Origin of the sequence: Singulisphaera chitinilytica (assembly GCF_049331405.1) — a bacterium.
Classification (GTDB): Bacteria; Planctomycetota; Planctomycetia; order Isosphaerales; family Isosphaeraceae; genus PoT.
The window spans coordinates 6161491-6185707 of sequence record NZ_CP186274.1 but is presented as its reverse complement, the minus strand read 5'-3'; the positions used below and the strand labels follow the sequence as shown (position 1 = coordinate 6185707).

At 66.9% G+C, this 24217-nt stretch carries 18 protein-coding genes; 10 read left to right on the top strand and 8 right to left on the bottom strand.

Going from position 1 to position 24217, the window contains the following annotated elements; translation table 11 throughout:
• Nucleotides 1-55: 55 nt before the first annotated feature.
• The gene (locus tag ACOYYX_RS24545) at nucleotides 56-1327 is read right to left on the bottom strand and encodes a pyridoxal phosphate-dependent aminotransferase (protein ID WP_422924609.1); all 1272 of its coding nucleotides are present in this window, start codon (nucleotides 1325-1327) and stop codon (nucleotides 56-58) included.
• 246 nt (nucleotides 1328-1573) lie between these two features.
• Nucleotides 1574-2317, bottom strand: coding sequence for a hypothetical protein (locus ACOYYX_RS24540; RefSeq protein WP_422924608.1), 744 nt, complete (start codon nucleotides 2315-2317; stop codon nucleotides 1574-1576).
• A gap of 904 nt (nucleotides 2318-3221) precedes the next feature.
• Between ACOYYX_RS24540 and ACOYYX_RS24535 the strand changes: the two genes are divergently transcribed.
• The 6 genes from ACOYYX_RS24535 to ACOYYX_RS24510 all read left to right on the top strand — a co-directional run bounded on the left by ACOYYX_RS24535 (nucleotide 3222) and on the right by ACOYYX_RS24510 (nucleotide 10978).
• Entirely contained in the window at nucleotides 3222-4466 is a 1245-nt protein-coding gene (locus ACOYYX_RS24535) for an acyltransferase family protein (RefSeq protein WP_422924606.1), read from the top strand.
• 56 nt (nucleotides 4467-4522) lie between these two features.
• Complete coding sequence (locus tag ACOYYX_RS24530; RefSeq protein ID WP_422924605.1) at nucleotides 4523-6400, top strand: peroxiredoxin family protein; 1878 nt, start codon at nucleotides 4523-4525, stop codon at nucleotides 6398-6400.
• Nucleotides 6401-6539: 139 nt separating this feature from the next.
• Nucleotides 6540-7004: a hypothetical protein gene (locus ACOYYX_RS24525; RefSeq protein WP_422924603.1), complete on the top strand. Its 465-nt coding sequence runs from the start codon at nucleotides 6540-6542 to the stop codon at nucleotides 7002-7004.
• A gap of 416 nt (nucleotides 7005-7420) precedes the next feature.
• Nucleotides 7421-7696, top strand: a complete 276-nt coding sequence (locus ACOYYX_RS24520; RefSeq protein WP_422924601.1) for a hypothetical protein — start codon at nucleotides 7421-7423, stop codon at nucleotides 7694-7696.
• Nucleotides 7693-9636, top strand: coding sequence for a sulfatase-like hydrolase/transferase (locus ACOYYX_RS24515; protein ID WP_422924600.1), 1944 nt, complete (start codon nucleotides 7693-7695; stop codon nucleotides 9634-9636). The genes ACOYYX_RS24520 and ACOYYX_RS24515 overlap by 4 nt, the downstream gene beginning before the upstream one ends.
• A gap of 145 nt (nucleotides 9637-9781) precedes the next feature.
• Nucleotides 9782-10978, top strand: coding sequence for an acetate/propionate family kinase (locus ACOYYX_RS24510; RefSeq protein WP_422924598.1), 1197 nt, complete (start codon nucleotides 9782-9784; stop codon nucleotides 10976-10978).
• Nucleotides 10979-11353: 375 nt separating this feature from the next.
• Here the strand turns inward: ACOYYX_RS24510 and ACOYYX_RS24505 are convergent, their stop codons facing one another.
• The 3 genes from ACOYYX_RS24505 to ACOYYX_RS24495 all read right to left on the bottom strand — a co-directional run bounded on the left by ACOYYX_RS24505 (nucleotide 11354) and on the right by ACOYYX_RS24495 (nucleotide 15499).
• The gene (locus ACOYYX_RS24505) at nucleotides 11354-14404 is read right to left on the bottom strand and encodes a hypothetical protein (RefSeq protein ID WP_422924596.1); all 3051 of its coding nucleotides are present in this window, start codon (nucleotides 14402-14404) and stop codon (nucleotides 11354-11356) included.
• A gap of 166 nt (nucleotides 14405-14570) precedes the next feature.
• Nucleotides 14571-15035, bottom strand: a complete 465-nt coding sequence (locus ACOYYX_RS24500) for a hypothetical protein (RefSeq protein ID WP_422924595.1) — start codon at nucleotides 15033-15035, stop codon at nucleotides 14571-14573.
• Nucleotides 15036-15166: 131 nt separating this feature from the next.
• On the bottom strand, nucleotides 15167-15499 hold the full coding sequence (locus ACOYYX_RS24495; RefSeq protein WP_422924593.1) for an FKBP-type peptidyl-prolyl cis-trans isomerase: 333 nt from the start codon (nucleotides 15497-15499) through the stop codon (nucleotides 15167-15169).
• Between the two features lie 291 nt (nucleotides 15500-15790).
• Here ACOYYX_RS24495 and ACOYYX_RS24490 point away from each other — a divergent pair, with 291 nt between their 5' ends.
• Nucleotides 15791-16213: a RidA family protein gene (locus ACOYYX_RS24490; protein WP_422924591.1), complete on the top strand. Its 423-nt coding sequence runs from the start codon at nucleotides 15791-15793 to the stop codon at nucleotides 16211-16213.
• 112 nt (nucleotides 16214-16325) lie between these two features.
• Here ACOYYX_RS24490 and ACOYYX_RS24485 read toward each other — a convergent pair whose 3' ends face one another.
• Nucleotides 16326-16808 (bottom strand): c-type cytochrome, encoded by a 483-nt coding sequence (locus tag ACOYYX_RS24485; RefSeq protein ID WP_422924589.1) that lies wholly within the window; start codon nucleotides 16806-16808, stop codon nucleotides 16326-16328.
• Nucleotides 16809-17103: 295 nt separating this feature from the next.
• On the opposite strand from ACOYYX_RS24485, the gene ACOYYX_RS24480 reads away from it, so the two are divergent.
• Complete coding sequence (locus ACOYYX_RS24480) at nucleotides 17104-18129, top strand: DUF4350 domain-containing protein (protein WP_422924588.1); 1026 nt, start codon at nucleotides 17104-17106, stop codon at nucleotides 18127-18129.
• A 105-nt stretch (nucleotides 18130-18234) separates the two neighbouring features.
• Here the strand turns inward: ACOYYX_RS24480 and ACOYYX_RS24475 are convergent, their stop codons facing one another.
• Both ACOYYX_RS24475 and ACOYYX_RS24470 read right to left on the bottom strand, forming a co-directional pair.
• Nucleotides 18235-18525 carry a hypothetical protein gene (locus ACOYYX_RS24475; protein WP_422924586.1) on the bottom strand — a complete coding sequence of 97 codons (291 nt, stop codon included), beginning with the start codon at nucleotides 18523-18525 and terminating at the stop codon, nucleotides 18235-18237.
• Between the two features lie 71 nt (nucleotides 18526-18596).
• The gene (locus ACOYYX_RS24470; protein WP_422924584.1) at nucleotides 18597-20069 is read right to left on the bottom strand and encodes an ammonium transporter; all 1473 of its coding nucleotides are present in this window, start codon (nucleotides 20067-20069) and stop codon (nucleotides 18597-18599) included.
• A gap of 671 nt (nucleotides 20070-20740) precedes the next feature.
• Between ACOYYX_RS24470 and ACOYYX_RS24465 the strand changes: the two genes are divergently transcribed.
• On the top strand, nucleotides 20741-21172 hold the full coding sequence (locus tag ACOYYX_RS24465; protein ID WP_422924582.1) for a BlaI/MecI/CopY family transcriptional regulator: 432 nt from the start codon (nucleotides 20741-20743) through the stop codon (nucleotides 21170-21172).
• Nucleotides 21169-24153: a M56 family metallopeptidase gene (locus tag ACOYYX_RS24460; protein ID WP_422924581.1), complete on the top strand. Its 2985-nt coding sequence runs from the start codon at nucleotides 21169-21171 to the stop codon at nucleotides 24151-24153. Before ACOYYX_RS24465 ends, ACOYYX_RS24460 begins: the two co-directional genes overlap by 4 nt.
• Nucleotides 24154-24217: the final 64 nt, after the last annotated feature.

Sequence of the window (24217 nt, the reverse complement as noted above, 5' to 3'; positions counted from 1 at the left end):
GTGGGGTCGCCACCTCGGGGCTCTCTGGCCCGTCGGCGGCGACGATCGAGCCGCCTTACGAGTTAGACTGCAGAGGGTAGGGGGTGGTCAACAAAAATTGCGGATTTCGCTCGAGGAACTTCGCGATCGGCTCGGGCCTGGAGAGGGCCTTGGGGAGGAAGGCGAGGGCCTGGTCGATCCGCTCGTCGGCCTCGGCGCAACTGAAGCGGAGGAACCCCTGGCCCGCCTGGCCGAAGCATTCGCCGCCGAGGCAGGCCACGCCGAAGTCGTCGTCGGCCCCTTCCAGCAGGTAGAGGGCCAGGCCGTGCGAGGTGATCCCGTGCATGTTGCAGAGCTGGCGGACGTCGGGGAAGACGTAGAAGGTGCCGACCGGCGGGGCGACGTGGAACCCTTCGATCTTCGCCAGGCCCGACGCGAGGCTCTCCACCTTGCGGCGGAACCGCTCCATATAGTCGGTCCGCGTGGCCTCGTCCTGCTCGAGCGCCGCGAGCGCCCCGCGCTGGACGAAGGCCGGGCTACACGAGGCCGTGGTGTTGATGAGCTTGCCCATGGCGTCGACGACGTCCGGATGCGCCACGGCAAAGCCCATCCGCCAGCCGCTCATGCTGTACGACTTGCTGAACGTGTAGGCGGCGACCGTGTGGTCGAGCATCCCCGGCAGGGAGCCGATCGACTCGTGGCGCCCCTGCCAGACCATGTGGCAGTACGGCTCGTCGGAGAAGACCATCACGTCGGTCCCGCGCACGACGTCGGCGATGGCCTTGAGGTCGTCGCGCGTGGCGACGCCGCCGGTCGGGTTGTGCGGCGAGTTCAGGAAGATCGCGCGGGGCTTCGGGTCATTGGCCAGGAACTCGGCGACGGCGCTCGCTCGCGGCCGGAACTGGTCCTCAGCTCGCAAGGGAGTCAGGACCGCGCGGGCCCCTCGTCGCTCGAGGTTGGGGATGTAGGTCGGGAAATGGGGGCTGAAGATCAGGACGCCGTCGCCGGGATCGAGCAGGGCCTCGGCGAAGTACTGCTCGAACGGCTTCGCCCCCGAGGCGACGACGACGTGGTTGGCCGTGACGTCGAACCCGAACTCGGCGTTCACGAAGCGGGCGGCCGCCTCGCGGAAGTCGAGCAGGCCGAGGCTGGGGCCGTAGCCCGTCTGGTTCTCCTCGATCGCCTTGATGCCGGCCGCCTTGGCGTGGGGAGGGCTCGGGAACGGGCTGTCGCCGATCTCGAGCTCGACGACATCCTTGCCCTTTGCCTTGTACGAGCGTGCCAGGGCCAGGACGGTGAACGCCGTCTCCGCCGTCAGGTTGCGAGCCAGCGAGCTGAGCCTGATCATTGATTTCCTCGACGATAGACCGCGATTGCGGCGGACGTAGGAGCCGATGGGGTCTTCTGATTCCTTGCGGACCGATCGAACGGAGCGTCCGACAGGCCTCCGCCCCGTCTTGACACGGAGCGGAGGTTGCTGATGGACGAACCTTATAAGAGTGGATCCGTGAAGGCCTGTCATCCCTAGCCACGCCCCGTCAGGATTCAACACCGAGGGGATCCGCCGGCCCGTGCGGGCGCCCTCGAGCCGGGCTCAGCGCGACGCGATCGCCTGGGCGAGCGGCCGGACGATCCTGGGTAGGATCTTGCTCTGGATGATCTCCTCGCCGATCTCGCGCTGGCGGCGGAACGACTCGAGATAGCTCGAGTCGGGGCCCGTCCCCCAGTATTGCCTGACGGTGAAATAGATGCTGATCTGATCGTCCGAAAAATCCCCCGTGCGGACCTGGTACGGGTCGGTCCGGGTCTCGATCGAGAGGCGGCACTGGAGCCGGCAGTTCTCGTCGAGCGCCATGGTGACCGACGGCTCGTAGTTGAGCACGCGCCCGCCGGGGACCTCGAGCAGGCCTTCCAGCCCCTGGCCGAGCCCCAGGGCCTCGACCACGACCTCGTCGTGGTTCCCCTCGAAGGTGAAGTCGAAGCCATACATGATGTCGAGCGCCTCGCAGTCGAGGAGGCTGATCGTCAGCAGATGCGGGGCGACCTCGAGCACCAGCTCGTGCTGGCGGTAGGCGTCCTCCGAGTTCTCGGGGTTGACGTGCCCCGAGCAGAGCCGCTTCGACTCGATCGCCAGCCAGCGGTAGGAGTCCTGCTCCTTGTCCCCCTCCAGCACCAGGTCCCCGCTCTCCCTGGTGTAGAAGTTCCGCATGTCGGGGAAGGCCTTCTTCATCTGCTCGAAGTAGTGCAGGACCGTATCCCGGCTCGTCGGGAGCTCCATCTCGGTATTGAGATGCATATTAATATAAAAATCATCCGCATCGCAGATGTAACGATTCATCCGTCTGATCCTGGAGGCTCCTCCCTCCACCTGACCCCCCGGGCCGTGGGAGTGGGAGGAAGCGTTGGTCCTGATCGGCCCGAAACGATGATTTTACCAGACCTCGACTTAAGGCGGAATGAAAGCTATGCAAGTCGCCTTGACGCATCCGTCAAATTAGCGATCCTCAAACCGATTCCGGGGACGTTCCCGGCCCCTCACCGGGCCACTCAAGATCGACGCAATAACTGGCGAGCTTTCAGGTTAAGTCCTCTCCGCCGTCCCGAGCTCATCTCTTTCAACATTTCGGGCACCCATCCCCCATGCGTGGATGCTGCGCCGTGTTGGCGAAAGCCAGGTTAGATAGGCAAATTCTCGAACGAAATCTGTGAACGGAGGGAAGGGAGGACGTTGATTTCGCGATTCGTGGCCCGGAACCAAAGGCGGGCTCAGCCGTTGCATTTCAATGATCTGGGCTGTCGGAATGATGCCCAGCTCGACAACAAATCTGTTCACATTCTTAATTACATAAAAAAACCGAGGATTTTTCCAACGATTTCCCTAGGACCAAATCACCGCGACCGACCTTGCCGCAAACCATTACGATTTAACAATTAACAGACTTGACCTGGTAGATATTGTGCGAGGAATTGGGGAGGAATCGAGGAGCCAGCCGCGAGTTTCCGGGCACAGATAACGCATCGAAATCGCTAACGACCGAGTAGGGATTGCATGGGGTGACGACCGCGAGAGGCGGCGGCGACCCCGGGCTCCCCGGGTCGACATCCGGCGAAGCGGCTCACGGACTCCTGAAGGACTTTTCTCCAACCGTCGATAAGTTTGAAGTCATTGTGAGCAAAGCCGTACGAATCGAGCCGCTCGTGCCAAGGATGGCGGGGCGTCGCGAGACCAAGGAGGGTAGGGGATGGGCGACCCGCACCAGAGCGAAGGGGTCTTCGGCCGACTCAGGCGCCGGAGATCCCGCAACGAGGCGAGCGCGTCGAGCCTCCAGGCGGGGACCGAACGCCCTTACCGCGTCGACCCCGGACAGCCGGGCGCATCCCAGGCGCCGCAGGCACGCATCCCCGAACTCGATGCCCTCCGCGGGCTCGCCTGCCTGACGATCCTGGTCTATCACGCGAAGACGACGATCGTGCCGTTCGGCTGGGCGTCGGTGGACCTCTTCTTCGTCCTCTCCGGCTACCTGATCACATCGATCCTGATCCGGTATCAAGGGAGTACCCACCTGCTCCGGAATTTCTACATCCGGAGAGGTCTGCGCATCTGGCCCATCTATTACCTGACGGTCCTGGCGCTGGTTGCCCTGGGCCCGTTCCTCCCCGCCGTCACAAGCTGGGATGGCTTGCTCTACTACCTGACCTACACGCAGAACACGCCCCTCTACTGGTCGGGCGCGCTGCCGAAGTTCAGCCCGTACGCCGCCCACCTGTGGACCCTGGCCAACGAGGAGCAGTTCTACATCATCTGGCCCTTGCTCGTTTGTGCGCTGGGCAAGCGGTCGGTGATTCCCCTGTCGCTGGCCCTGGCGGGCGTCTCGGTCTGGGCCCGGTCCCGGAACTACGATAGCTGGCTCCTGCTGGCGAGGGCCGACGGCTTCGCGATGGGCGGTCTGCTCGCCGCGATCCTCGCCGACCGGCCGGTGACGGCCGAAAATCGGCCGGCCTATCGCCGGGGCTTCTCGGTCGCGATCGCGTGCTCCCTGGCATTCGTCGCGTACGTGGTCGCCCGGGGCTGGCTCCCGACCTTCGGCAAGCCTCCCAAGGGGGCCGCCTTCTCGGTGCTCGCCATCAACGTGGCCTTCCTGGGGGTCGTCGGCCTGATCGTCGCCCACGCCGGCAGGCCCGCGCTCGCCTGGCTGAGGCGCCCGAGGCTCGTGGGCATCGGGACGATCAGCTACGGGTTATATCTCTACCACTTCATCGCCCTGATGCTCGGCGCCGACATCTTGACGATCGTCCGCGGCCGAGGCCGATCGCCGATGACCGACCTGGCGCTCATGGGTCTCTCGTACGTCATGGCGGTCGCCTCCTGGCGATGGATCGAGGAACCTTGCCTGCGGCTCAAGGATCGATTCATGTACGATGCTCGAGGGCCCAAGGCGACGGAACCGGCCCGAGCAAACGCGCTGGCGACCGCGAAACCCAAATGAGGTAGGCGGGACGCGACCTGGCCCCCGGAGGGCTTGAGGCTGAGGAGAGTTCAGGGATGAGCGAGCCACACGTCGAGCCGAAGACCGCCGACAACGAGCGACTCTCGCAGCGCTTCCAATCGGCGGATGTCCCGGCAACGCCCCGCAGGCGGCGGCGTCGAGGCCTCGTCGTGGCCCTCGCCCTGGTCGCCCTCGGCATCGGCGCCTACGCGGGCGGGCTCTTCTCGAAGCACAAGCCGAAGGACCCCGTCCTCCCCGCGACGGTCGAGCCGTTCGTGCTCAAGGATGCGACAGGCAAGGAACACGCCCTCTCCGACTGGGCCGGGGCGAAGGCGATCGTCCTGTTCGTGGTCGGCCGCGAGGGCTCGACCTCTGAGGCGCAGAACGCCGAGATGCAGCGGCTCCACCAGCGACACAGCAAGGGAGGGGCCTTCTTCTTCGCCCTGAACCCGGAAACGGACGCCGGATTCGCCAAGGGGTTTGCTTTCCCGACGCTGCTGGACCCGGCGCAGGAACTGACGGGGGACCTCGGCGTGAAGACGACGCCGGCCGTCGCGGTGCTCGACAACCAGGGACACGTCCTCTATCGAGGGGCCCTCAATACGGATGGCCACGCCGAGGGGGCAATCGTCGCGGCCGTCAAAGGCGACCCGGTTTCGAAGGCGCCCGATACGCAGACGCAAGGCCGCCCCCTGCCTGCTGCCGCCCCGATCCTCGCCGCTGATGCGAAGATCACGTACCACGAGCATGTGGCGCCGATCGTCTGGAAACATTGTGCGTCCTGCCACCGCCCCGGCGAGGTCGGCCCGTTTCCCCTGCTGACGTACAAGGATGCCGCCAAGCGTGCGGCCTTCCTGAGCGAGATCGCCGCCGAGCGCCGGATGCCCCCGTGGAAAGCCCAGCACGGATACGGCAGCTTCCTGGATGAGGGGCGGCTCAGCCGTCGAGAGCTCGCCACCCTCGCGCGTTGGGCGGAGCAGGGGGCGCCGGAGGGGGAGCCGAGCCTGGCGAAGGCCCCGCCGAAATTCCCCGAGGGCTGGCAGCTCGGCGCACCCGACCTCGTCGTAACGATGCCGGAGCCCTTCGAGGTGCCGGCCGACGCGGGCGACTATTACCGGGCCTTCGTCATCCCATCGCCGTTCGACCAGGATGTGGCCATCGCCGCGATGGAGTTCCGGCCCGACAACCACAAGGTCGTCCATCACGCCCGGTTCTACTCCGACCCTGCCAACGACTGCCGACGCCGCGACGAGGCCGACCCCTTGCCCGGATTCCCGACCCTGGGCGGCGCCGACATCGCCAAGCCGGGGCTGGGCGCCTGGGTTCCCGGAGCGACCCCGCAACTGCCGCCGCCTGACGTGGGCAAGATCGTCCGCAAGGGGTCCGACCTCATCCTCATGATCCACTACCACGGGACCGGCAAGAAAGAGGTCGACCGGTCGAGCCTCGGTATCTTCTTCTGCAAGACGCCCCCGAAGCGGTCGATCACGCACATCTCGCTGACGACCGCCAAGATCGACATCCCCCCGGGTGAGAAGCGGCACAGGATCGCGCTGACGACGAAGCTCCCGGCCGACTCCCACGCGTACTCGGTGATGCCCCACGGTCACTTCTTGATGCGGGAGATCAGCCTCACGGCGATCCTGCCGTCGGGCCAGGTCGTCCCGATGCTCTGGGTCAACGACTGGGACTTCAACTGGCAGGGGCAGTACCACTTCGCCAGGCCGATGGCCCTGCCCAAAGGGACGCGGCTCGACGTTGTCGCCTATTACGACAACTCGGCCGAGAACCCGGCCAACCCCAACCATCCCCCGCGCCGGGTGCTCTTCGGCGAGGGGAGCACCGACGAGATGCTCGGCTGCCACGTCCAGGTCATCGCCGACGACGAGGCCAATCAGCGTATCCTCGACGCGAAGATACCCCCTGGTTTGTGAGCGTCGCAATGTAAACTTCCCTTAATTTCCAGGCGAATCGCCATGAGATCGCCTCCTGACAATCGCCGAGTTTGCCGATAATCCTGATAACCCCGAGCAGCGTCGGGACCTTATCCCGTGATATCTAAGGATGATGCGAATGAATTCGGGCCAGGGACGGAAGCCCAGGTCGATCGGCTGCAAGCTCCTCCTGGTCGTGCTCGCGACCCAGGTGGTGACGCCCGACAGCACGGACTTCTCGCCGGCCGCTTTCTCGCAGCTCCTGAACCAGGATGACGGGTCATCGCCCAGGGTCGTCGGCCTGCTACGGGGCAAGCGGGCCCTTCACATCGGGGACGAGGCCGAGTGCTCACGGATCTCCCTCCCCCCCGCCGAGGATGTGGAGGAGGACCCGATCGACGAGACCTGCATCCTCTGCCGATCGGGCTCGTCCTCGCTCCAGTATCGGCACCCGGGAGGGCCTCCCCGGCACCGCCCCGCACCGCCCCGGCGCGGGGCGAGCGACGCGGCCCGGCAGCCTTGCCCCGACTCCAGGGAGCAGGCCCTCGCCCAGTCCGAGCCCGAACATCGAACGCCCTTATCTCTCTGCCGGTTGATCTGCTGACGTTGGCGCCCCTTCCAATCGAAGTTCCCGTCCCGCATTGTCCCGACGTTGTCGAGCCACTCGCCCCGGTCCTGGGTCACGCCACCGGGTTCGTTGGCCGCAACGTGAGCTTGATCCGAAGCTCCCCCTTGGCCTCCGTCGCTCGCGCCACGCATCTCGTCGATCCCGCATGTTTTCGCGGCGAGTCGGGCCCTTCGGATCCTCGTCCGATCGATCGAGGCGAAAGCCGCGTATCGGCCGGCCATCGTCCGAGTCTCGCACTCCGAAGGTGGTTGGCTCGCACGTTCCCCCAAGAGACCTCGGCCCTTCGGTTCCCTGATAAACGACGACGAGACGCCGCAAGCCGCCGGCCGATCGCGGTGCGGACACCCGGCCTCAGCTCGTTGTTTTCAGCATAAAAAGAAAGTTTCACAAAAATGCTCACTCATACAATCTTGTTCGCCTATTTCGGGCCGGAGACCATCCTGCCGATCACGTCGGTGATCGCCACGGTGGCGGGCGTCGCCCTGATGTGCGGCAAGAACTCGATCCGCTTCGCCATGCGTTGCGGCAAGGTCGCGTTCCTCCGCTCGAGGCGGATGGTCGCCGTGGGCCGGCCGCACTTCGACGCGAAGGGACGCAAGGGTGCGGGCGCCTCTTACCGGGTCGCGGGCCGCTCGATGGAGCGACAGGGCGGGAGCATCGACACGTGAAGCCTCGACTGATCACGCCGAACGACACGCGCGGAGCCAAGCGGCCTCGCCTTCGCCGATGGCTGCCCGCTAGCCAGGAGACGGGGCCGGTCGCGCCCCGGATCGGGCCGTTCGAGGCGCTCGCCTTCGCGTCCTGGTTCGGGATCAGCACGGGCCTGCTCGAGGTGGCGATCCTCTTCTTCCGCAAGCAGTTCACCAACGCGGCCGCGCTCGGGATGCTCCAGATGAATCGCCACGCGATCTGGATGATCCCGGTCTCGGAGGTCACGGTCTTCACGCTCTTCGGCATCCTCCTCGCGCTCGTCGCCTGGCGGCTGCCGGCCTTCGCCGCCAGGGTCGCGACGTATACCTGCTGTTTGCTCGCGGCCCTGGCCGTGCTCTCGAACTTCCAGGGGCTCGCGACGGTCGCCTACCTCGCGCTCTCAGGCGGCCTCGCGGCCGGCTCGGCGCGTTGGATCCTGGCGCACTGGGGGAGCTTCCGACGTTCGGTGCTGCTCAGCCTGGGGGGGCTCGGCATCGCCCTGACGGGCCTCATCAGCCTGGAGACGGCCCACGAGCTCTGGAGCGAGCATCGGGCCATCGCCGGGCAGGCCCCCGTCAAGGCGGGCGCCCCCAACGTCCTCCTCATCGTGCTCGACACGGTCAGGGCCCAGAGCCTCAGTGCCTACGGCTACTCCCGGAACACGTCCCCCGAGCTGGCGAAGCTCGCCAGCTCGGGCGTCCGCTTCGATCGCGCCCGCGCCAGCGCCTCGTGGACGCTCCCCTCGCACGCGAGCATGTTCACGGGCCGATGGCCGCACGAGCTCTCGACGAGGCTCGACCAGCCGCTGGACGGGGCCTTCCCGACGCTCGCCGAGTACCTCCGTGACCGCGGATACGCCACGGCCGGGTTCGTGGCCAACACGTTCTTCTGCAACGCCTGGTACGGCCTGAACCGGGGCTTCACCCACTACGAGGACGTCGCGGTCACGCCGCTCGAGGTCCTGCGGAGCACGACGATCGGCAGGCGCCTCGCCCAGCAGTTGGCCCCGAACTCGCACGACCGCCCCACCGCACGCTTCGGACGGAAGGACGGCGCGGCGATTAATCGCGAGACCCTGGCCTGGCTCGACCAGCGCCCGAAGGACCAGCCGTTCTTCCTCTTCCTGAACTACTACGACGCCCACGATCCCTACATGACCTCCGACGAGCCCGATCACCCCTGCGGGATGCGGCCGGCCTCGACGGCCGACCAGGCCGTCTTGCGGGACTGGCATCGCTCGGACGTCAGCAAGCGGTCCGATCGCGAGGTCGCGCTCGCCCGCGACTGCTACGACGACTGCATCGCGGAGCTCGACGGGCACCTCGGCCGTCTCTTCAACTCGCTCGACCAGCGGGGGCTGCTGGATAACACCGTCGTGATCGTGACCTCCGACCACGGCGAGGAGTTCCGGGAGCACGGCGGCTACGGCCACGGGCAGACCCTCCACGGCGAGGTGATCCGCGTACCGCTGGTCATCTCGGCGCCCGCGAAGATCCCCGCGAACCAGGTCGTCAACCAGTCGGTCAGCCTCCGCGACCTCCCCGCCACGGTCGTCGACATCCTGGACATGGAGAAGGAATCCCCCTTCCCGGGGCAGTCGCTCTCACGCTGCTGGTCCCCGTCGGGCCCGGAATCGGCGGCGGACGACGAGCCGGAGGAGCCGGTCCTCACCGAGATCCTCGAGCGCGAGGTGGGGTCGAAGACCGACAAGTACCTGCCTCGCTCGCTCGTGATCGACGAGAAGCTGTATATCAGGGCCCGCGACGGCCATGAGGAGCTGTTCGACCTCGACCGCGACTCGGGCGAGTTGAACAACCTCGCCGGCAAGCCCGAGGCGCAGCCGGATCTCGACAGCTTCCGCGCCGCGCTCGAGCCGATCGACCGCGTCAGTGCCGGGCCCTCAAAGGAACGCCACTGACGCCGGCCTTCGAGGCCCCCTTCTCCTCGGAACCGAACACCTCGGGCTTGCAGTCCGCCGAGAAAGCCTTTCTGCTAAAGGTCTCGCGGGCCGGCCCGAGGACGGGCCCCGGCGCCGCCAAAGCTGGCTAGCAGGGAGAGGCACCTTGAGCATCCTCGTTCTAAACGCCGGGTCCAGTACCCTGAAGTTCGGGCTCTTCGAACCGGGAGCCCGCGAGCCCCAGGTCGCCGGGAACGTCGATTGGGACGGCCCGGCCCAGTCCGCCGAGTTGATCGTCCGATCGCTGGGCGAGCCCGAGCGTCGCCAGCCTTGCGAGGCCACCGACCATCGGTCGGCCGCGAGCCTCGTCATCAAGGCCCTGTCCGAGCCGGGCAGGGGATCTTCGCCAATCAGGGCGGTGGGACATCGGATCGTCCACGGCGGCCAGGCCTTCGTGGAAAGCGTGCTCGTCACCCCCGATGTGGCGAAGGCGATCGCGAGCCTGTCGGACCTCGCCCCCCTGCACAACCCGCAGGCCGTGGCGGTGCTCGAGACGGCCACGGCGTCGCTGCCGGGCCTGCCGCACGTCGCCGTCTTCGACACCTCGTTCTTCGCCGGATTGCCGCGTTCCTCGGCCGTCTTCCCGGTCCCGTTCGAGTGGTACAAGGAGCGGGGGATCCGCCGGTTCGGCTTCCACGGCATCAGCCACTCGTACTGCGCGGGGCGCGCCGCCGAGGTGCTGGGGCGTACTCCCGAAGGCCTGCGTCTGGTGATCTGCCACCTGGGCAACGGCTGCTCGGCGGCGGCCGTGCGAGACGGCCGGGCCGTCGACACGACGATGGGCTACACCCCGCTCGACGGCCTGATGATGGGGACGAGGGCAGGGGCCGTCGACCCCGGGATCCTGCTCCACCTCCAGCAGCGCGAGGGGTTCACCGCGCAGGAGCTCGACCACGCGCTGAACCACCAGTCGGGGCTCCTGGGAGTCTCCGGCGTTTCGTCCGACTTCCGCAAGGTCGAGGCCGCCAGCCTGGAGGGGAACGACCGGGCCCGGCTCGCCCTGGAGATCTACGCCGCACGCATCAGGTCGGCCATCGGCGCCCTCTCCGCCACGCTCGGAGGCCTCGACGCGCTCGTCTTCACCGCGGGCGTGGGCGAGAATTCCGCCCGCCTGCGGACCTCGGTCTGCGAAGGCCTGCGGTTCCTCGGGATCGAGCTCGACCCGCAGCTCAACGCCGAGGCCCGTCCCGACGCGGACATCGCCCAGCCCGGAGCGTCGATCCGCGTTTTGATCCTGCACACGCGCGAGGAACTCATGATCGCGAGGGAAACGGGCCGGCTCGCCCTGAAGCAAAACGCCTGACGGAAACGTCCGCATATCGCCTCACATTGATACGGCCCACGCCCTCTCCGCATCTCGCTATAGGCCGTGCGGATGATACGACCCATCATCCCCATCTCGACGGAACATCGGCCCGAAAAGATGGAGCCAGTGGCCGGGCAGGCCGCCGCGAGGCTTGTAAACCTCGACTCAAACTGAGCCCAGGTTTTCCGTTTTTTTCAAGCGTGGGGAAACGGCGAGAGGCGTGGTGGATGCCCCGGCGCATGAAAAAATCCCGTCGCGTGGCTTGGCCCCACGCGACGGGATTCCGGCCAAGGAGAACAGCACTATAGCTCAAAGCAAAGAGGATGCCAAAACCTCGACTTATGAAGATCGAACAGACCTCCGATGCGAGGGTCAGACCCTAGCCACCCCCGTCTCGGGATGTCGGAGGCGGATCGGGGGGAGCGAGTCGGGATCGGCGTGGGGGTCGGCGAAGACGCGTGCGCGGCCCTTGGCGAGGTTGAGCTTGTTAGGGATCGAGAAGGTCGTGCCGTCGCGGGCGGCCGGGAACTGGGCCACGATCTCGCCGTCGTCGACGGAGAGGGGCACCGTGCGGGGATGGGCCACGAGCGCGGTGGGGGGGACCTCGGAGCCGGCCGGCTCGGTCCGGAACGTCAAGGACCAGGCACGCCCCGGGAAGCTCGGCTTGCGAAGGTCGTACGAGATCGTGATCTCGGGGTGAGGCCCGGTGACGACGATCCGGGCGCTGGGCTCGAGGCCGGGAGAGACCACGACCTCGTCGCCGATCTTCGCCACGGTGAAGACCTGGATGTGCCAGGGCCCGTCCCGCCCGGTCGGCAGGAGCAGGGCGTGATGCCCGACCCGGCTGTATTCGACCTCGTGGACCGTCGTGCGGATGGCGTCGGGGTCGTTCGGGCCGGTGGGCAGACTCCCGGCCTTCGCGATGACCCAGCACTCGTGCCCCTGGGCGCTCCAGCGCCAGCGGAGCAGGATCTTGCCCCCCGCCACGCGATTGGCCCGGAGCTCGGACGGGTCTCGCACGCAGGAGAACGTCGAGGCGTGCCCGACCGTCAGCATCCCCGCCGCGCTCAAGAGTGGCGTGTAGTGGCAGACCCCGAAGGCGAGCGGTTCCGGGTCATAGGCCCGGTTGGAGGAGATGGGATCGATCCAGATCCCGCCGAGGAGGTCGGCCTCGGCGAGCGTGAGCCGCGAGCCCGGGCCTCGGGACAGGGGGGCCAGCGTCCTCAGGAAGCGGACCCGACCGCGGGCCGGCTCGATCCAGTCGAGCCTGATCCGGCCGTCGGCCTCCTGCGCGATCGTCGGGGCTTCGAGGATCTCGGTCGGCGGATGGGGCTGGGCCGAGACGAAGACCCCCCGGGCCGCGAGCATGGGGCCGTCGGCCGTCTTGTAGGCGGCGAAGAGGCCATAGTGATAGACCCGGTCGTTGATGAGGTTCCTGTCCTGCACCCGGTCGCGGAGGGTCTCGACCCGCTCGCCGTCCTGCGGGTTGCTGGGGGGCGAGCCGAGCTTGCGCATGACGCGGACCCCCGAGGCCCGCTCGGGCAGCGACCACGAGAGCGTGACTTCACGATCCCCCTCCTCGACCCGCACGTCGACGACCTCGCCGAGCAGGAGGACCGGCCCGATGGCCGTCGCGGCGATCGACTCCGAGGCGCCTCGGCGGGTCAGGATGGCGTAGCTGACCGACTCGCCGGCGACGACGTCGAGATCCTCGTATTCGGTCGCCTGGACCTCGGCGATCCTCGTCCCGTCGGCCAGGTTGATGATTGGCGCCCCCGACTTGCGGACGATCACGTACGAGAACGAGCCGTGGCCGTCGGGGTTGGGGGCGACCCAGCGGAGCCGCACGCGCCCGCGTTCATAGTCCGCCGTCAGGTTCGTGGGATGCTCGGGGGGGCAGCGGAGCAGGCCGCTGATCGCCTCGGGCAGGTCGGAGGCGAGGCCAAGGCTCTGGCGATAGAGCTCACGCGCGGCCTTGGGGTCGGCCTGGGCGATGGCCTTGGCTCGAGCGGCGAGGGCCTTCGCCTGGCGGACCACCTGATCCGCCTTGTCACGTGCGGCGCGGGCCCCCGGATGGTCGACGGGGACCAGGATCGACCAGGCATCCGCCGCCTTGCGCGCGGCGAACCACTGGCCGGCGGCCCTCGCGGATTCCCAGGCGGCGCGGGCCCGCTCGATCTGCTCCTGCCGCTCGCTCAGCTTCTCCAGCGCCTTGAGCGTGCTGGCGTGCGTCGGGGCGAACTCGAGGATCCGCTGGAGGTGCAGCTTCGAGATCTCGACCTGGCGTTCTCGGAAGGCCAACCGCGCGGCCTCGAAGTGGTGGTGCAGGGGCTCCTTCCACTCGAGCCGGAACCCGCAGACACACTTCGGCTCGTCGACCCATCGCGTCTTCTGGCAGACCGGGCAATCCCAGCGCAAGGGCTCGTGGCAATGGCGGCACTCGGGCCTCGGCTGGCGGGCCACCTCGCTAAAGTCAGTCACCCCCGAGCAGGCCCGGCAGCGCAAGAGGCGAGCCGCCTTCGCCAGAGAGGCGAACGACGCGCCGGTGTCGCGGGCCACTCCTTGCGCACGGCAGGCGCGGAGGATCAGGCGCTCGGCCCTGTCGGGGGCGATCCCCAGTGTCGCGGCCTCGTCGACCAGCGCCGAGCGCGTGCCCGGGTCGAGTTGCAAGACCCCCTTGAGTGCGAACGTGATCGACTCGCCCAGGTTCTCCTCGGCCTCGATCACGAGGGTCCGGTCGTAGCGAGCCCTGGCGGCCGGATTGGTCAGGTGCGACTGCGCGTGAGAGATCAGCTCGAGCCAGGCCGTCTTCTCGGCCGTCACCTGAGCCTTCTGCATCCATCGGCGACGCTCGGCGTCGGCCCTGGTCACGATCTCGGCGGTGGGGGCGTCGCGCTCGAGGCCGAGCACGTCGTAGAGATTGCGTCGCCTGAGGTGCTCGAGGGCCACGGAGATCTGGCGCCGCATGGCCGGGTCGAGGACGTCGACGGGGGGATCCGGCCTGTCTTCCTCGCCCGCGAGTTCGACCTTGGGAGGTATCGATTCGGCGAGCCGGTCGAGGTCCTCATGCGTCAGGCCGAGCTTCACCGCCTGTTCGCGGAGCAGGGTTCTATCTGCAACCGTCAGGCCCCCCTTGGCCGCGCGGAGCCTGAGCAGGCGTTGCAGGGCGTCGAGCTTGCGATCGCGCTCGACGCGGCGGACGGCGGCGAGTTCAGCGTCATACGCGGCGCGGGCCTCGGAGGTCCCCAGGAGCGCCTGGCGGATCGCGGGGATCTGGTCGAGGTAGGACTGGAACGTATGCTTGTTCTTGGGGTTACGCGTCCCTGACGACCACGCCGGTTGGCAACGGGCCAGGGCTGCTTCGAGCGCCTCCCGTCCTGACGACGGGTCGACGTTGAGCATCGCATAATAGTCGGCAACCATCGTCCGCCGCGTATCCCCTCGTCTCGTCGCGAATGTTCACGAGCCTCTGGAACTATTTTCGCGGCGGTTCCGCCCGGAGTCCAGCGAAACGGCGGCCTGGCTCTCGGAAAGTTGTCCGATCGGGCCGGCATTATCGGCGGGATCCGCCGCGTCCAGGCGGATGGGTCTATGCCGTTGATGCGGAGATCCAGGGGCGTGCGGCGGCGACGATACGCTCGGAGACCTCGGCATCGCTCAGCGGGCCATCCGCCAGGGCGAGCGAGACGACTGCGCGGACGACCCCCTCGTCATCGCGGATCGGCACGGCAATCGAACGATCGGCGCCGAAGGCTCGCAGCCAGTATCCGGAGCCGGCCTCGGGCGGGAGTCCCTTCGCGTAGGAGGCGGCGAAGGCCTCCGCATAAGCCGCCTTGACGATCCCCAGATCGTGGCGATCGAGCGGCACCGACTTCGTGGCGGCCGCGAAGCCGGTGGCGACCTCCTCGGGGAGCGAGTCGCATCCCACGAAGGCCCTTTGCACGAGCCGATCCCCGTCGAGCCACCAGTACCCCGCCGCGCGGGCGCCGACGCCGAGCAGGAGGGCCCGGAGCCTCCCCTTGGCGTCGTCTTGCGAGGATCCCGCCGTCATCATGTCGATCGGTTCCGATCCAGGGATCATCGAGGCCCGCGCATTCTCATGTCCGAATCCACCCCAGGCGCGACGGTGGGCGACGATTTCGCCGCCCGCCAATCGTCCATGAGATTCGCTCGGCACGCTGAAGCTCAGCCGATCTTGATCATCTCGACCTCGAAGACGAGCGTCGCGTTGGGGGGGATGACCCCGCCGGCACCGCGGGCGCCATAGCCTTCTTCGGGCGGGATGGTCAGTTCGCGACGGCCGCCGACCTTCATGCCGGCGACGCCGACATCCCAGCCGCGGATGACCCGGCCCTGGCCCAGGCCGAACGTGAACGGCTGGCCGCGGTCGACCGAGCTGTCGAACTTGGTGCCGTCGGTGAGCTTGCCGGTGTAGTGGACGGAGACGGTGTCGCCCGCCTTGGCCTCGACGCCTTCGCCGACTTTCAGTTCCTTGATCTGCGTGGTGAAGTCGGCCATTGGGAGTAACCCTTCCTTCTCGGAGGTTCTGCGGTGGGGAACGAGGATAACGCCGGGGGCTTGCCTGCAAAGTCACGACCCCGCCCCGGCAACTCCCCCACATGTTACCCCTCAAATCCAGGGCCGATCAACCCGGAGCCGATTCCCGAGGGGCCGCCTGATTGCCAAGTCCCCGCCCGATGGCTACCCTGGGCCCTCATCGTCGAGGGCCATCGAAACCGCCCAGGGTCGACCTCGACATTCGTCGATGGGAAGACCTTCCTCGATCCATACATCGAAAGGAATAGACTCATGTCCAAATCCATCAACGTCACCGTGACGGAGCGCAACGGCCGCAAGTACGCCTCGACCGGCTCGGCCTGGGAGCCCGTGATCGGCTACTCCCGCGCCGTGCGCACGGGCGACACGATCTCCGTCACCGGCACCGTGGGGATCGAGCCGGACGGGACCTTCGCCACCACCCTGAAGGCCCAGACCTCTCGCGCCCTGGCGATCATCAAGGCGGCGATCGAGGCCCTCGGCGGCGAGATGAGCGACGTCATCCGCACGAGGATCTACGTCACCGACATCTCGCGCTGGAAGGAAGTCGGCGAGGCCCACGGCGAGGTCTTCGCCGAGATCCGGCCGGCCACCACGATGGTCGAGATCACCCGCCTCATCGACGATGCTGCCCTCGTCGAGGTCGAGGCCGACGCGATCGTCCTCCGCGGCTGAGCCGGCAACGCAAAGCCTTCGGCACGCCTGCTCAAATCAGGAAATCAACAGAGGTTGGCCAGGGCATATCCCGGGTTAGCCTCTGCTTGTTTCACTCTCGAGACGGGCTCGCTCAGGGCTTGCGCAGGTCTTCCGGCACCGGCTTGCCGCCGAGGTGATAGACATAGGCCGCGACGGCCTTGATCTCGGGGGGATCGAGCACGCCGCCCCAGGCCGACATCGCCGTGTCCTTGGATCCCTTGGCGATCACGCCGATGACGTCGTCGGGCTTCTCGCCGTACTTCCAGGGCTCGGCGGCGAAGTTCCGCACCTTAGGCCCCGGAAGGTTCTTGGCGATCGCGCCGTCGCCCTTGCCCTCGGGGCCGTGACAGCTCGCGCAGCGGGCCTGGTAGATCTCGCGCCCCTGGACGAGGAGCGGATCCTTGGCGATATCCACGGGCGGAGGGGCCGGCGGCGTCTTGAAGACGTTGTAAGCGATCACGCCCCCCACCAGGAGCCCCAGCATCCCCAGGAATATCCGACGCGATGCGACGGGGTCGATGCCGAGCGGCGTTTCCGGCTGCGGTTGCGACGACGGTTCTTCTTCGGTCGACAAGGTTCCACCCTTCGAGGCCAGGGAAATCTCACCCCTAGTATAGTCACCCCGCCCCGCCTTGGAAGTAGGGCCATGACGCCTGGCAACCGGCCTCCCTCTCGCATATCTCCGAAGCCATGCATTGAAAGCGAGATGGCCCGCGATACACTCTGACATTTGTCTCGAACCGGCAAAATGCCGGGCTCGACATGGTCTCAACCTTTTCGTCACCCTTCGATGAAATACGCGACTCCCCCTCGGCCGCGCCCGAGTCATCGGAGGCCCGCTCCCGACTCTCCCTCGTAGGAGGTTCCTCATGGCCAGGATTCGCAAGATCGTGCGGAGTATCACGCTCGGGGTGTTGGCGGCGACCGCGGCGGGGTCGCAGGCGGTGGGTTCATCGCCGTTCGACGGGGACGGGCAACCTTCCCGACCGACGAAGGCCCCTCGGCTCATCGCGCAGCAGGCGACGCCGAAACAGGCTCAGACGGGCCAGCGGTCGGATCCCGATTTCGACACGAGCGTCGCGAAGCCAGCCTACGCCGACTCCCATCCCAGGGTCCTGTTCGACGAGGCCCACCACAACTTCCACACGGCGGGGGGCCGATACAAGCCGTTTGCAGACCTGATCACCCATGACGGCTACCGCGTCATACCCAACCAGTCGAAGTTCTCGGAGGAGGTCCTCAAGGGTGGGGACGTCCTCGTCATCGCCAATGCATTGGGCGCGGAGGGGATGGGGCAGGAGGGGGCCGATCGGTCGGCCTTCAGCGACGACGAATGCCAGGCGGTCCGCAAGTGGGTGGAGGCGGGGGGCTCGCTGCTCCTCATCACCGACCACCGGCCGATGGGTCCTGCCGCCGAGGCCCTGGCGAAGCAGTTCGGCGTGGAGATGGGCAAGAATACGGCGATCGATCGCCTGAACTCGGAAAAGCGCAGCCCGTCATGCCTCATCTTCGCCCGCGAGAAGGGGCTCGTGGGCGATCACGCGATCATGAAAGGACGCGACGATTCGGAGCGGATCAGCAAGGTGATGACCTTCACCGGGCAGTCGCTCAAGGGCCCGGAAGGGAGCGTCCCGCTGCTCAAGCTCTCCGACTCGGCGCAGGATCAGTCGAGGAGCGGCCAGGCCGTTTCCGCCGCGGGGAGATGCCAGGGGCTTGCGCTGAGGTTGGGCAAGGGGCGCGTGGTCGTGCTCGGCGAGGCGGCCCAGCTCTCCGCCCAGATCTTCGGCGCAGCGCCGGCGGTCCAACAGATGGGCATGAACGTCCCCGGCACCGAAAATCGCCAGTTCGCGCTGAACATCATGCACTGGCTCTCGGGATTGCTCGATCGGGATTGAACGCCGGCGCGACGTGAGTACAGGGCCTTGGGACAGAAAAAGGCCCCGAGGACTGGTGGGTCCTCGGGGCCTTGGGATGGTTCCGATCCGCTGGGATCGTCGCGATCAGAGGAGGTAGGTTTCCTCCATGTCCGGGTCGCGCTCCCAGCGCGGGGCCTGCTTGCCGGTGCTCGCCCGGTAGATGCCTATGTCGTGGACGGCTTCGCCGGGGACGGGCTCGTAGTTGAGCCAGCGGGTCTCGGCACTCCGGAGGACGTCACCGACGTGGTCGGGACAGGCGAAGCCGTAGGTCTTCAGCTCCGAGAATCGCCCGTCGCTCCAGGGGGAGGCGATCTTGTGCGTCGCGTGAGCACCACAACCGGGCTTCGAGCAAAGGACGACGGTCTCTCGGTGCATGACGACCCCGATCATCGGTTATCCAAGGACTTATCCACCGATCGCACTCTTCACCCCGAGACGCACCGGCCTCAGTAGCCGACCCGCTCGACTTCCGCTTCCTCGATCGGCTCGGGCGAGGCGGACGGATAGTAGTGGCCGTTCGAGGGGGCCTCGGAGGCGTGTCCCCCCATCAACTCGCCCACTCCCATGATATAGCCACGCTCGCCGTGCTGCGCCAGGTCGAGGCCGACTTCTTCCTCGTCGGTGGTCACGCGGAGGCCGATGAGCACGTCCACGATCTTGAGCAGGATGAAGGTGACGACGAAGCTGTACGTGCCCGCGATCACCAGCGAGAGGGCCTGGTAGCCGAGCTGCATGGCGTTGCCGTAGAGCAGGCCGTTGACGTCGCCGCTGATTCCGGCCTTGGCGAGGATCCCGACGGCCAGCGCGCCGAAGGCACCGCCGACGCCGTGGACGCCGAAGACGTCGAGCGAGTCGTCATAGCCGAGCTTGCCCTTGAGCAGGACCGCACCGTAGCAGATCACGCAGACGCCCACGCCCATCGCGATCGAGCCCATCGGCGTGACGAAGCCGGCGGCCGGCGTGATCGCCACGAGGCCCGCGACGGCACCCGTGCAGGCGCCCAGGACCGTCCCCTTGCCCTTGTGGATCCACTCGATCACCATCCAGGTCAGGGTGGCGACGCCCGCGGCCGTGTTCGTGTTCACGAAGGCCGCGACGGCCGAGCCGTTCGCCGCGAGGGCGCTGCCGGCGTTGAAGCCGAACCAGCCGAACCAGAGGAGGCCGGTGCCCAGGGCGGTCATCATCAGGTTGTGGGGGTGCATCTCTTCCTGGCCGAGCCCCTTACGCTTGCCCATCACGAGCACGCAGCAGAGGGCGGCGACGCCCGAGATCAGGTGGACGACGAGGCCGCCGGCGAAGTCGAGGGCGCCGAGGTTCTGCTTGATGAGGCCGCCGGTCCCCCAGACCCAGTGGGCGACGGGGTCATAGACGAACGTGGCCCAGAGGAGAGAGAAGACGAGGTAGGCCGAGAACTTCATCCGCTCGGCGAAGGCGCCCGAGATCAGGGCCGGCGTGATGATCGCGAACATGAGCTGGTAGACCATGAACAACTGATGCGGGATCGTCGCCGCATAGTCGGCATTCGGCTCGAAGCCGACGCCCCGGAGGCCGAACCACTCGAGCCCGCCGATGAAGCCGTAGAGCTTGTTCGGGCCGAAGGCCAGGCTGTAGCCGAAGAGCACCCACTGGAGCGAGATCACGCCCAGCATGATGAAGCTCTGCTGGAAGGTCCCCAGCACGTTCTTGCGGCGGACCATGCCGGCATAGAAGAGGCCGAGGCCCGGGGTCATCAGCATCACGAGCGCCGCGCAGACCAGCATGAACGCCGTATCGGCCGGATTCACCGTCGGCGCCGGAGTCGCGGCGGGGGTCGCCGCGGCCGCGGCCGGTTCCTCGGCCCATACAACCGCCGGGATGGCCGTGAACGTCAGCGCTGCCGCCAACGCCCCGAAAAGCCATGCGCGCAATCGAATCCGCATCGCTGTCCTCTCTTCGTTCGCTGAGTTGGGAATCGCCGGACGACCACCGGCGTACCTGAGGAAGGGACCGATCCGCCAATATTTGCCGGCAGGCCCTCGTCAAAGGGTCCTCACCCGCATCATTGGCAATCGATCAAGGTATGGAGCGAGCTAAAGAGCAAAATCTATTCCATATACAAATATTTATAAATCGATTTTCGATACAAATTTCAAATTACCAAGGATTTACGATCTCGACGTTTTTTGATCCGGCGACAAAGATTCTGACGATCGCGCAACAAAAAAGCAAGGCCGCACAAAAACCGGGCAGCGATTCTGGATACACTTACCAAATGACTGGTGCTCGGTGAGTTGTGTCGAATCAGACACCTCATGACATCAGCCCACATCAACGCTGACAATCGCAATCAAGCTGGGACTTCACGTTTAAATACCCCACCTTTTGCAGTTTCACGTGAAGCCCCGAGTGCCTCAGCGACCAAAACTAAGGAAAAGTGCAGTAGACGAGATCATTCTATTTCTATAGAAACAACATGTCGCTCAGGTTTGGCCTTGGCGGATCAGCTGGCATACCGGGATGCCCGAGAGGCGCCCGGCATGCCTGATTGTCCACATATCAACATTTTATCATTACATAACTCCTCGTTCACCCTCCCCGGAGAGATGCAGCGATGGCGCGGACGGCGAGCAAGCAACCGACGGATGGCGAGTTGGAGATCCTCAAGATCCTCTGGGATATCGGCCCGACCGGCCTGGGGAAGGTCCATGGGGCGCTTCAGGAGAAGCGGCCCGTGGCCCTGACGACGGTGGCGACGATGCTCAAGATGATGCTCGGGAAGGAACTGGTGGTGCGGGAAGAGGGCACGCGCGGCCAGCTCTGGTCGGCGAAGGTGAGCCGGCAGGCCGCCGCTTCGGGGCTGATCGGCAAGGTCGTCCAGCACGTCTTCGACGGCTCGGCGCGGAGGTTGGTCGCCCACCTCATCCAGGATGGCCAGCTCGACGACCGCGAACGGGCCGAGATCCTCGAGATGCTCAAGGCCCAGCCCGCCGGGGATTCGCCCGCTCCATCCCAGCAGAGGGAAACCGAAGGAGGTGATCGATGAGCCCGACGGCTGCATGGATCTCCGCCGTATGGACGGCCCTCGGCTGGACGATGCTGCATCTGGCCTGGGTCGGGGCCCTGGTCGGCGTGATCGCCTTGCTGGGTCGAAAGCGGTTACGATCCGCGTCCCCCGAGACGCGTTATGGATTCGCCCTGGCATGCCTGTTCGCGCTCGCCGCCTCGCCCGTCCCGATTTTCGCCCAGGTCTTCGAGCCTCCGCCTCGGGCCATAGCCCTGTCGACGATGGCGCTCGACAACGGCTCACCGACGGGCGCCTTCCGGGCGGAGGCCGCACGAACGCGACTCGAATCGACCGATCGGCTCAAACTCAACGCTTCCAGCGGCAGCCCATTGCCAGTACCCGGGTCGACCGGGAGGCTCAATCTGCTGCTGCGGACGCTACCCTGGATTTGGCTCGTCGGCTCGACGCTGTCGCTCTCGCTGCTCGGCACGGGCCTGATCGGCCTGGGCGGGCTGCGACGCTCGAGCCGGCCCATCGACTCGGGGCCGATCGCCGAGCGTTGCAGAGCCTTGGCCCAGGCGCTCGACCTGGCGGGATCGATCGGCGTCGGGGTGTGCGATCGGCTGGCCGTCCCGCTGCTGATCGGGATCTTCCGCCCCCTGATCCTGCTGCCGCCCGACGCCGCGACGCGGTGGAGCGTCGAGCAACTCGAGATGGTCCTGCTCCACGAGCTGGCCCACCTCCGACGGCGGGATAACGTCGTGAACCTCGTGCAGAGGCTGATCGAATCGTTCCTGTTTTTCCATCCCGCGGTCTGGTGGCTTTCGGCCTGGATCCGGCTCGAACGGGAGAGCTGCTGCGATCGCCTGGTCGTGGCGCGGACGGGCCGACCGTGTGCTTATGTGGAGATGCTCGTGGCCCTTTCCGGGTCGGGCCACGAGAGGGGCCGGCCCGCGCTCGCGATGGCCGACCGCCAGGTCATGACCCGCATCCGTCGCATCCTTAACCTCGAGGACCGTTCCATGAGATGGACACTGCCGGAAGGACTCGGCGTGCTCGGTGCCGCGATCGTCGGCCTGGGCCTGATCCTCAGCGGCCACGCCGCCGCGCCCCGAGGTGGCCAGGAGTCGCGAGACGCGCTCCGGGCCGCCTTGCGGAAGGCCGTCACGGAGGTTTCGGGCCTGAAGGAGGACGCCCCGGATCACCGTTGGTTGAAAGGTGCAACCCTCGCCGCCATCGCCGAGGCCCAGATCAAGATCGAGGACCGGGACTCGGCACGCTCCACCCTCAAGCTCGCCTGCTCCGGCATCGACACCATCGAGTTCGACCCCAGGGCAGGGCTCGAGGACCTGGAATACCTCGTCCGGGTCGCGCAGACCCAGCGGGAGGCAACCGGCGACCTCGACGGCGCCCGCTCGACGCTCGACCGCCTCGCGAAACGGGTCGAGTCGATCCCCGTCGATCCCGAGGCGCCGTCGAAGGTCGACCACCCCCATAAGGACCTGAGCCGGATCCGAGAGTGGAGCGGCATGGCCGGCAGGGCGGCCCTGCTCCTCGGCATCGCCATGGAGCGTATCGCCCTGAAGGACATCCAGGAGGCCCGCCGCCTCTGCGACCGCGCGGTCATCGAGCTCGAGGGCGAGCGTAGCTCCCTCAAGCCGTTCCTTCTCGGCCCGATCGGGCTCCTCATCGCCAGGAGCGGCGACGCCCCCCGGGCCCGGCAGGTCATCGAGCTGGCTCGTCAGTCCGCGCTCAAACTCGACGACCTGCAGGATCGTCACCGGTGCCTCGGCTACGTCGCGAGCGAGTTGACCGAGCTCGGCGACCTGGACGGGGCCATCGAACTGGTCCGGTCTCTCCCGGGCGAAGACGCCCGGGCCCAGGGCTTCCACAAGGTGCTCAGGGCCTTCGCCGATGAGGCGTCGAATCGCCCGATGGTGAGCCTGGGCGGCATCAAGATCACCATCGGCGCCGATTCCCTGGAGATCAAGGCCGAGTCCGTCGCCGGGGCGAGGTTCGGGCTGCCCAAAATCGCCGAGGCCGCCCGCAAGACGCTGGGCCCCCTCGACCAGGCGAGGTTCCTCTCGGCCCTCTCGCACCTCCAGGCGAAGGCCGGCGACTTTGCCGGGGCGCTCGCAACGGCCGAGACCATCCCTGCCCTGAGTCGGGCGGACTATCCCGGCCCGAGCGACGGCTTCTATGACGCGATCAGGCCAGCGACCTTCGCGCTGATCGCCCGGCTCCGATCCCAGGCCGGCGAGAAGGCCGAGGCGGGCGTGACGTTCGAGCGTGCCCTCGCACTCACCAGGGGGGTCACCGACGACTTCGAGCGGATCATCGCCCGGATCGTCATCGCGAAAGAGCGGGTCGAGGCCGGCGAGAAGGCGGACGCCCGGCCGATCATCGACGACGCGATCGCGCTCGCCCTCGGGCAGCCCGAGCCCCGGCGTTCGAGGTCCCTGGCAACTCTCGCCAGGATCCAGATCCAGGCCGACGAGATCAAAGGCGCCTCGAAAACAGCCGAGGCCCTGCGAGCCTTCCCTTGCCTCGAGAAACTGGGCCTCCTGGAAGCCCTGGCCGACTGGCATGAGAAGGCCGGCGACCCTGAAGCCGCGCGGTCGTTCTTCCGCCAGTCGCTGGCCTGCCTCGAAGCCAAGGGCTCCCGAACCGCCGCGGATCGTCCGAAAGTCGTACCCGCGACGATCACGGCGGATACGTTCATCGACCCCGATATGGAATTCGACGAAAAAATCTACCAGCAGATTTTGACCAGCATGTCGATGAGCCTCCATGCGAGGCTCGGAGATGCCCCGGGGGCTGTCGCCTCGGTGCAGAACCTGCCCCGAGAGCGGCGAGAGGACGCCCTGAGGGGCCTCGCGATGGGAGTTGCCGAACGGGGTCGGATCCTCGAGGCCCTGGCCCTCGCCGAGACCATCAAATCGACCGAGGACCGCCTGACGGCCGTCGCCCAGGTGGCCTCCTCGATCAAGGCGGGGCCGGGGGCAACTTCCAAGAAATGAAGCTAGATCGCCAGGCTCCCGGCCCCTCCCGGGACTGGACGAGTAGGGGAGGGGCCGGAGCTCC

Bases quoted from the DNA above. Each gene is read 5' to 3' on its own strand.
- ACOYYX_RS24545 (WP_422924609.1), bottom strand. From the start codon at position 1,327: ATGATCAGGCTCAGCTCGCTGGCTCGCAACCTGACGGCGGAGACGGCG.
- ACOYYX_RS24540 (WP_422924608.1), bottom strand. From the start codon at position 2,317: ATGAATCGTTACATCTGCGATGCGGATGATTTTTATATTAATATGCAT.
- ACOYYX_RS24535 (WP_422924606.1), top strand. From the start codon at position 3,222: ATGGGCGACCCGCACCAGAGCGAAGGGGTCTTCGGCCGACTCAGGCGC.
- ACOYYX_RS24530 (WP_422924605.1), top strand. From the start codon at position 4,523: ATGAGCGAGCCACACGTCGAGCCGAAGACCGCCGACAACGAGCGACTC.
- ACOYYX_RS24525 (WP_422924603.1), top strand. From the start codon at position 6,540: ATGAATTCGGGCCAGGGACGGAAGCCCAGGTCGATCGGCTGCAAGCTC.
- ACOYYX_RS24520 (WP_422924601.1), top strand. From the start codon at position 7,421: ATGCTCACTCATACAATCTTGTTCGCCTATTTCGGGCCGGAGACCATC.
- ACOYYX_RS24505 (WP_422924596.1), bottom strand. From the start codon at position 14,404: ATGGTTGCCGACTATTATGCGATGCTCAACGTCGACCCGTCGTCAGGA.
- ACOYYX_RS24500 (WP_422924595.1), bottom strand. From the start codon at position 15,035: ATGATGACGGCGGGATCCTCGCAAGACGACGCCAAGGGGAGGCTCCGG.
- ACOYYX_RS24495 (WP_422924593.1), bottom strand. From the start codon at position 15,499: ATGGCCGACTTCACCACGCAGATCAAGGAACTGAAAGTCGGCGAAGGC.
- ACOYYX_RS24490 (WP_422924591.1), top strand. From the start codon at position 15,791: ATGTCCAAATCCATCAACGTCACCGTGACGGAGCGCAACGGCCGCAAG.
- ACOYYX_RS24480 (WP_422924588.1), top strand. From the start codon at position 17,104: ATGGCCAGGATTCGCAAGATCGTGCGGAGTATCACGCTCGGGGTGTTG.
- ACOYYX_RS24475 (WP_422924586.1), bottom strand. From the start codon at position 18,525: ATGCACCGAGAGACCGTCGTCCTTTGCTCGAAGCCCGGTTGTGGTGCT.
- ACOYYX_RS24470 (WP_422924584.1), bottom strand. From the start codon at position 20,069: ATGCGGATTCGATTGCGCGCATGGCTTTTCGGGGCGTTGGCGGCAGCG.
- ACOYYX_RS24465 (WP_422924582.1), top strand. From the start codon at position 20,741: ATGGCGCGGACGGCGAGCAAGCAACCGACGGATGGCGAGTTGGAGATC.
- ACOYYX_RS24460 (WP_422924581.1), top strand. From the start codon at position 21,169: ATGAGCCCGACGGCTGCATGGATCTCCGCCGTATGGACGGCCCTCGGC.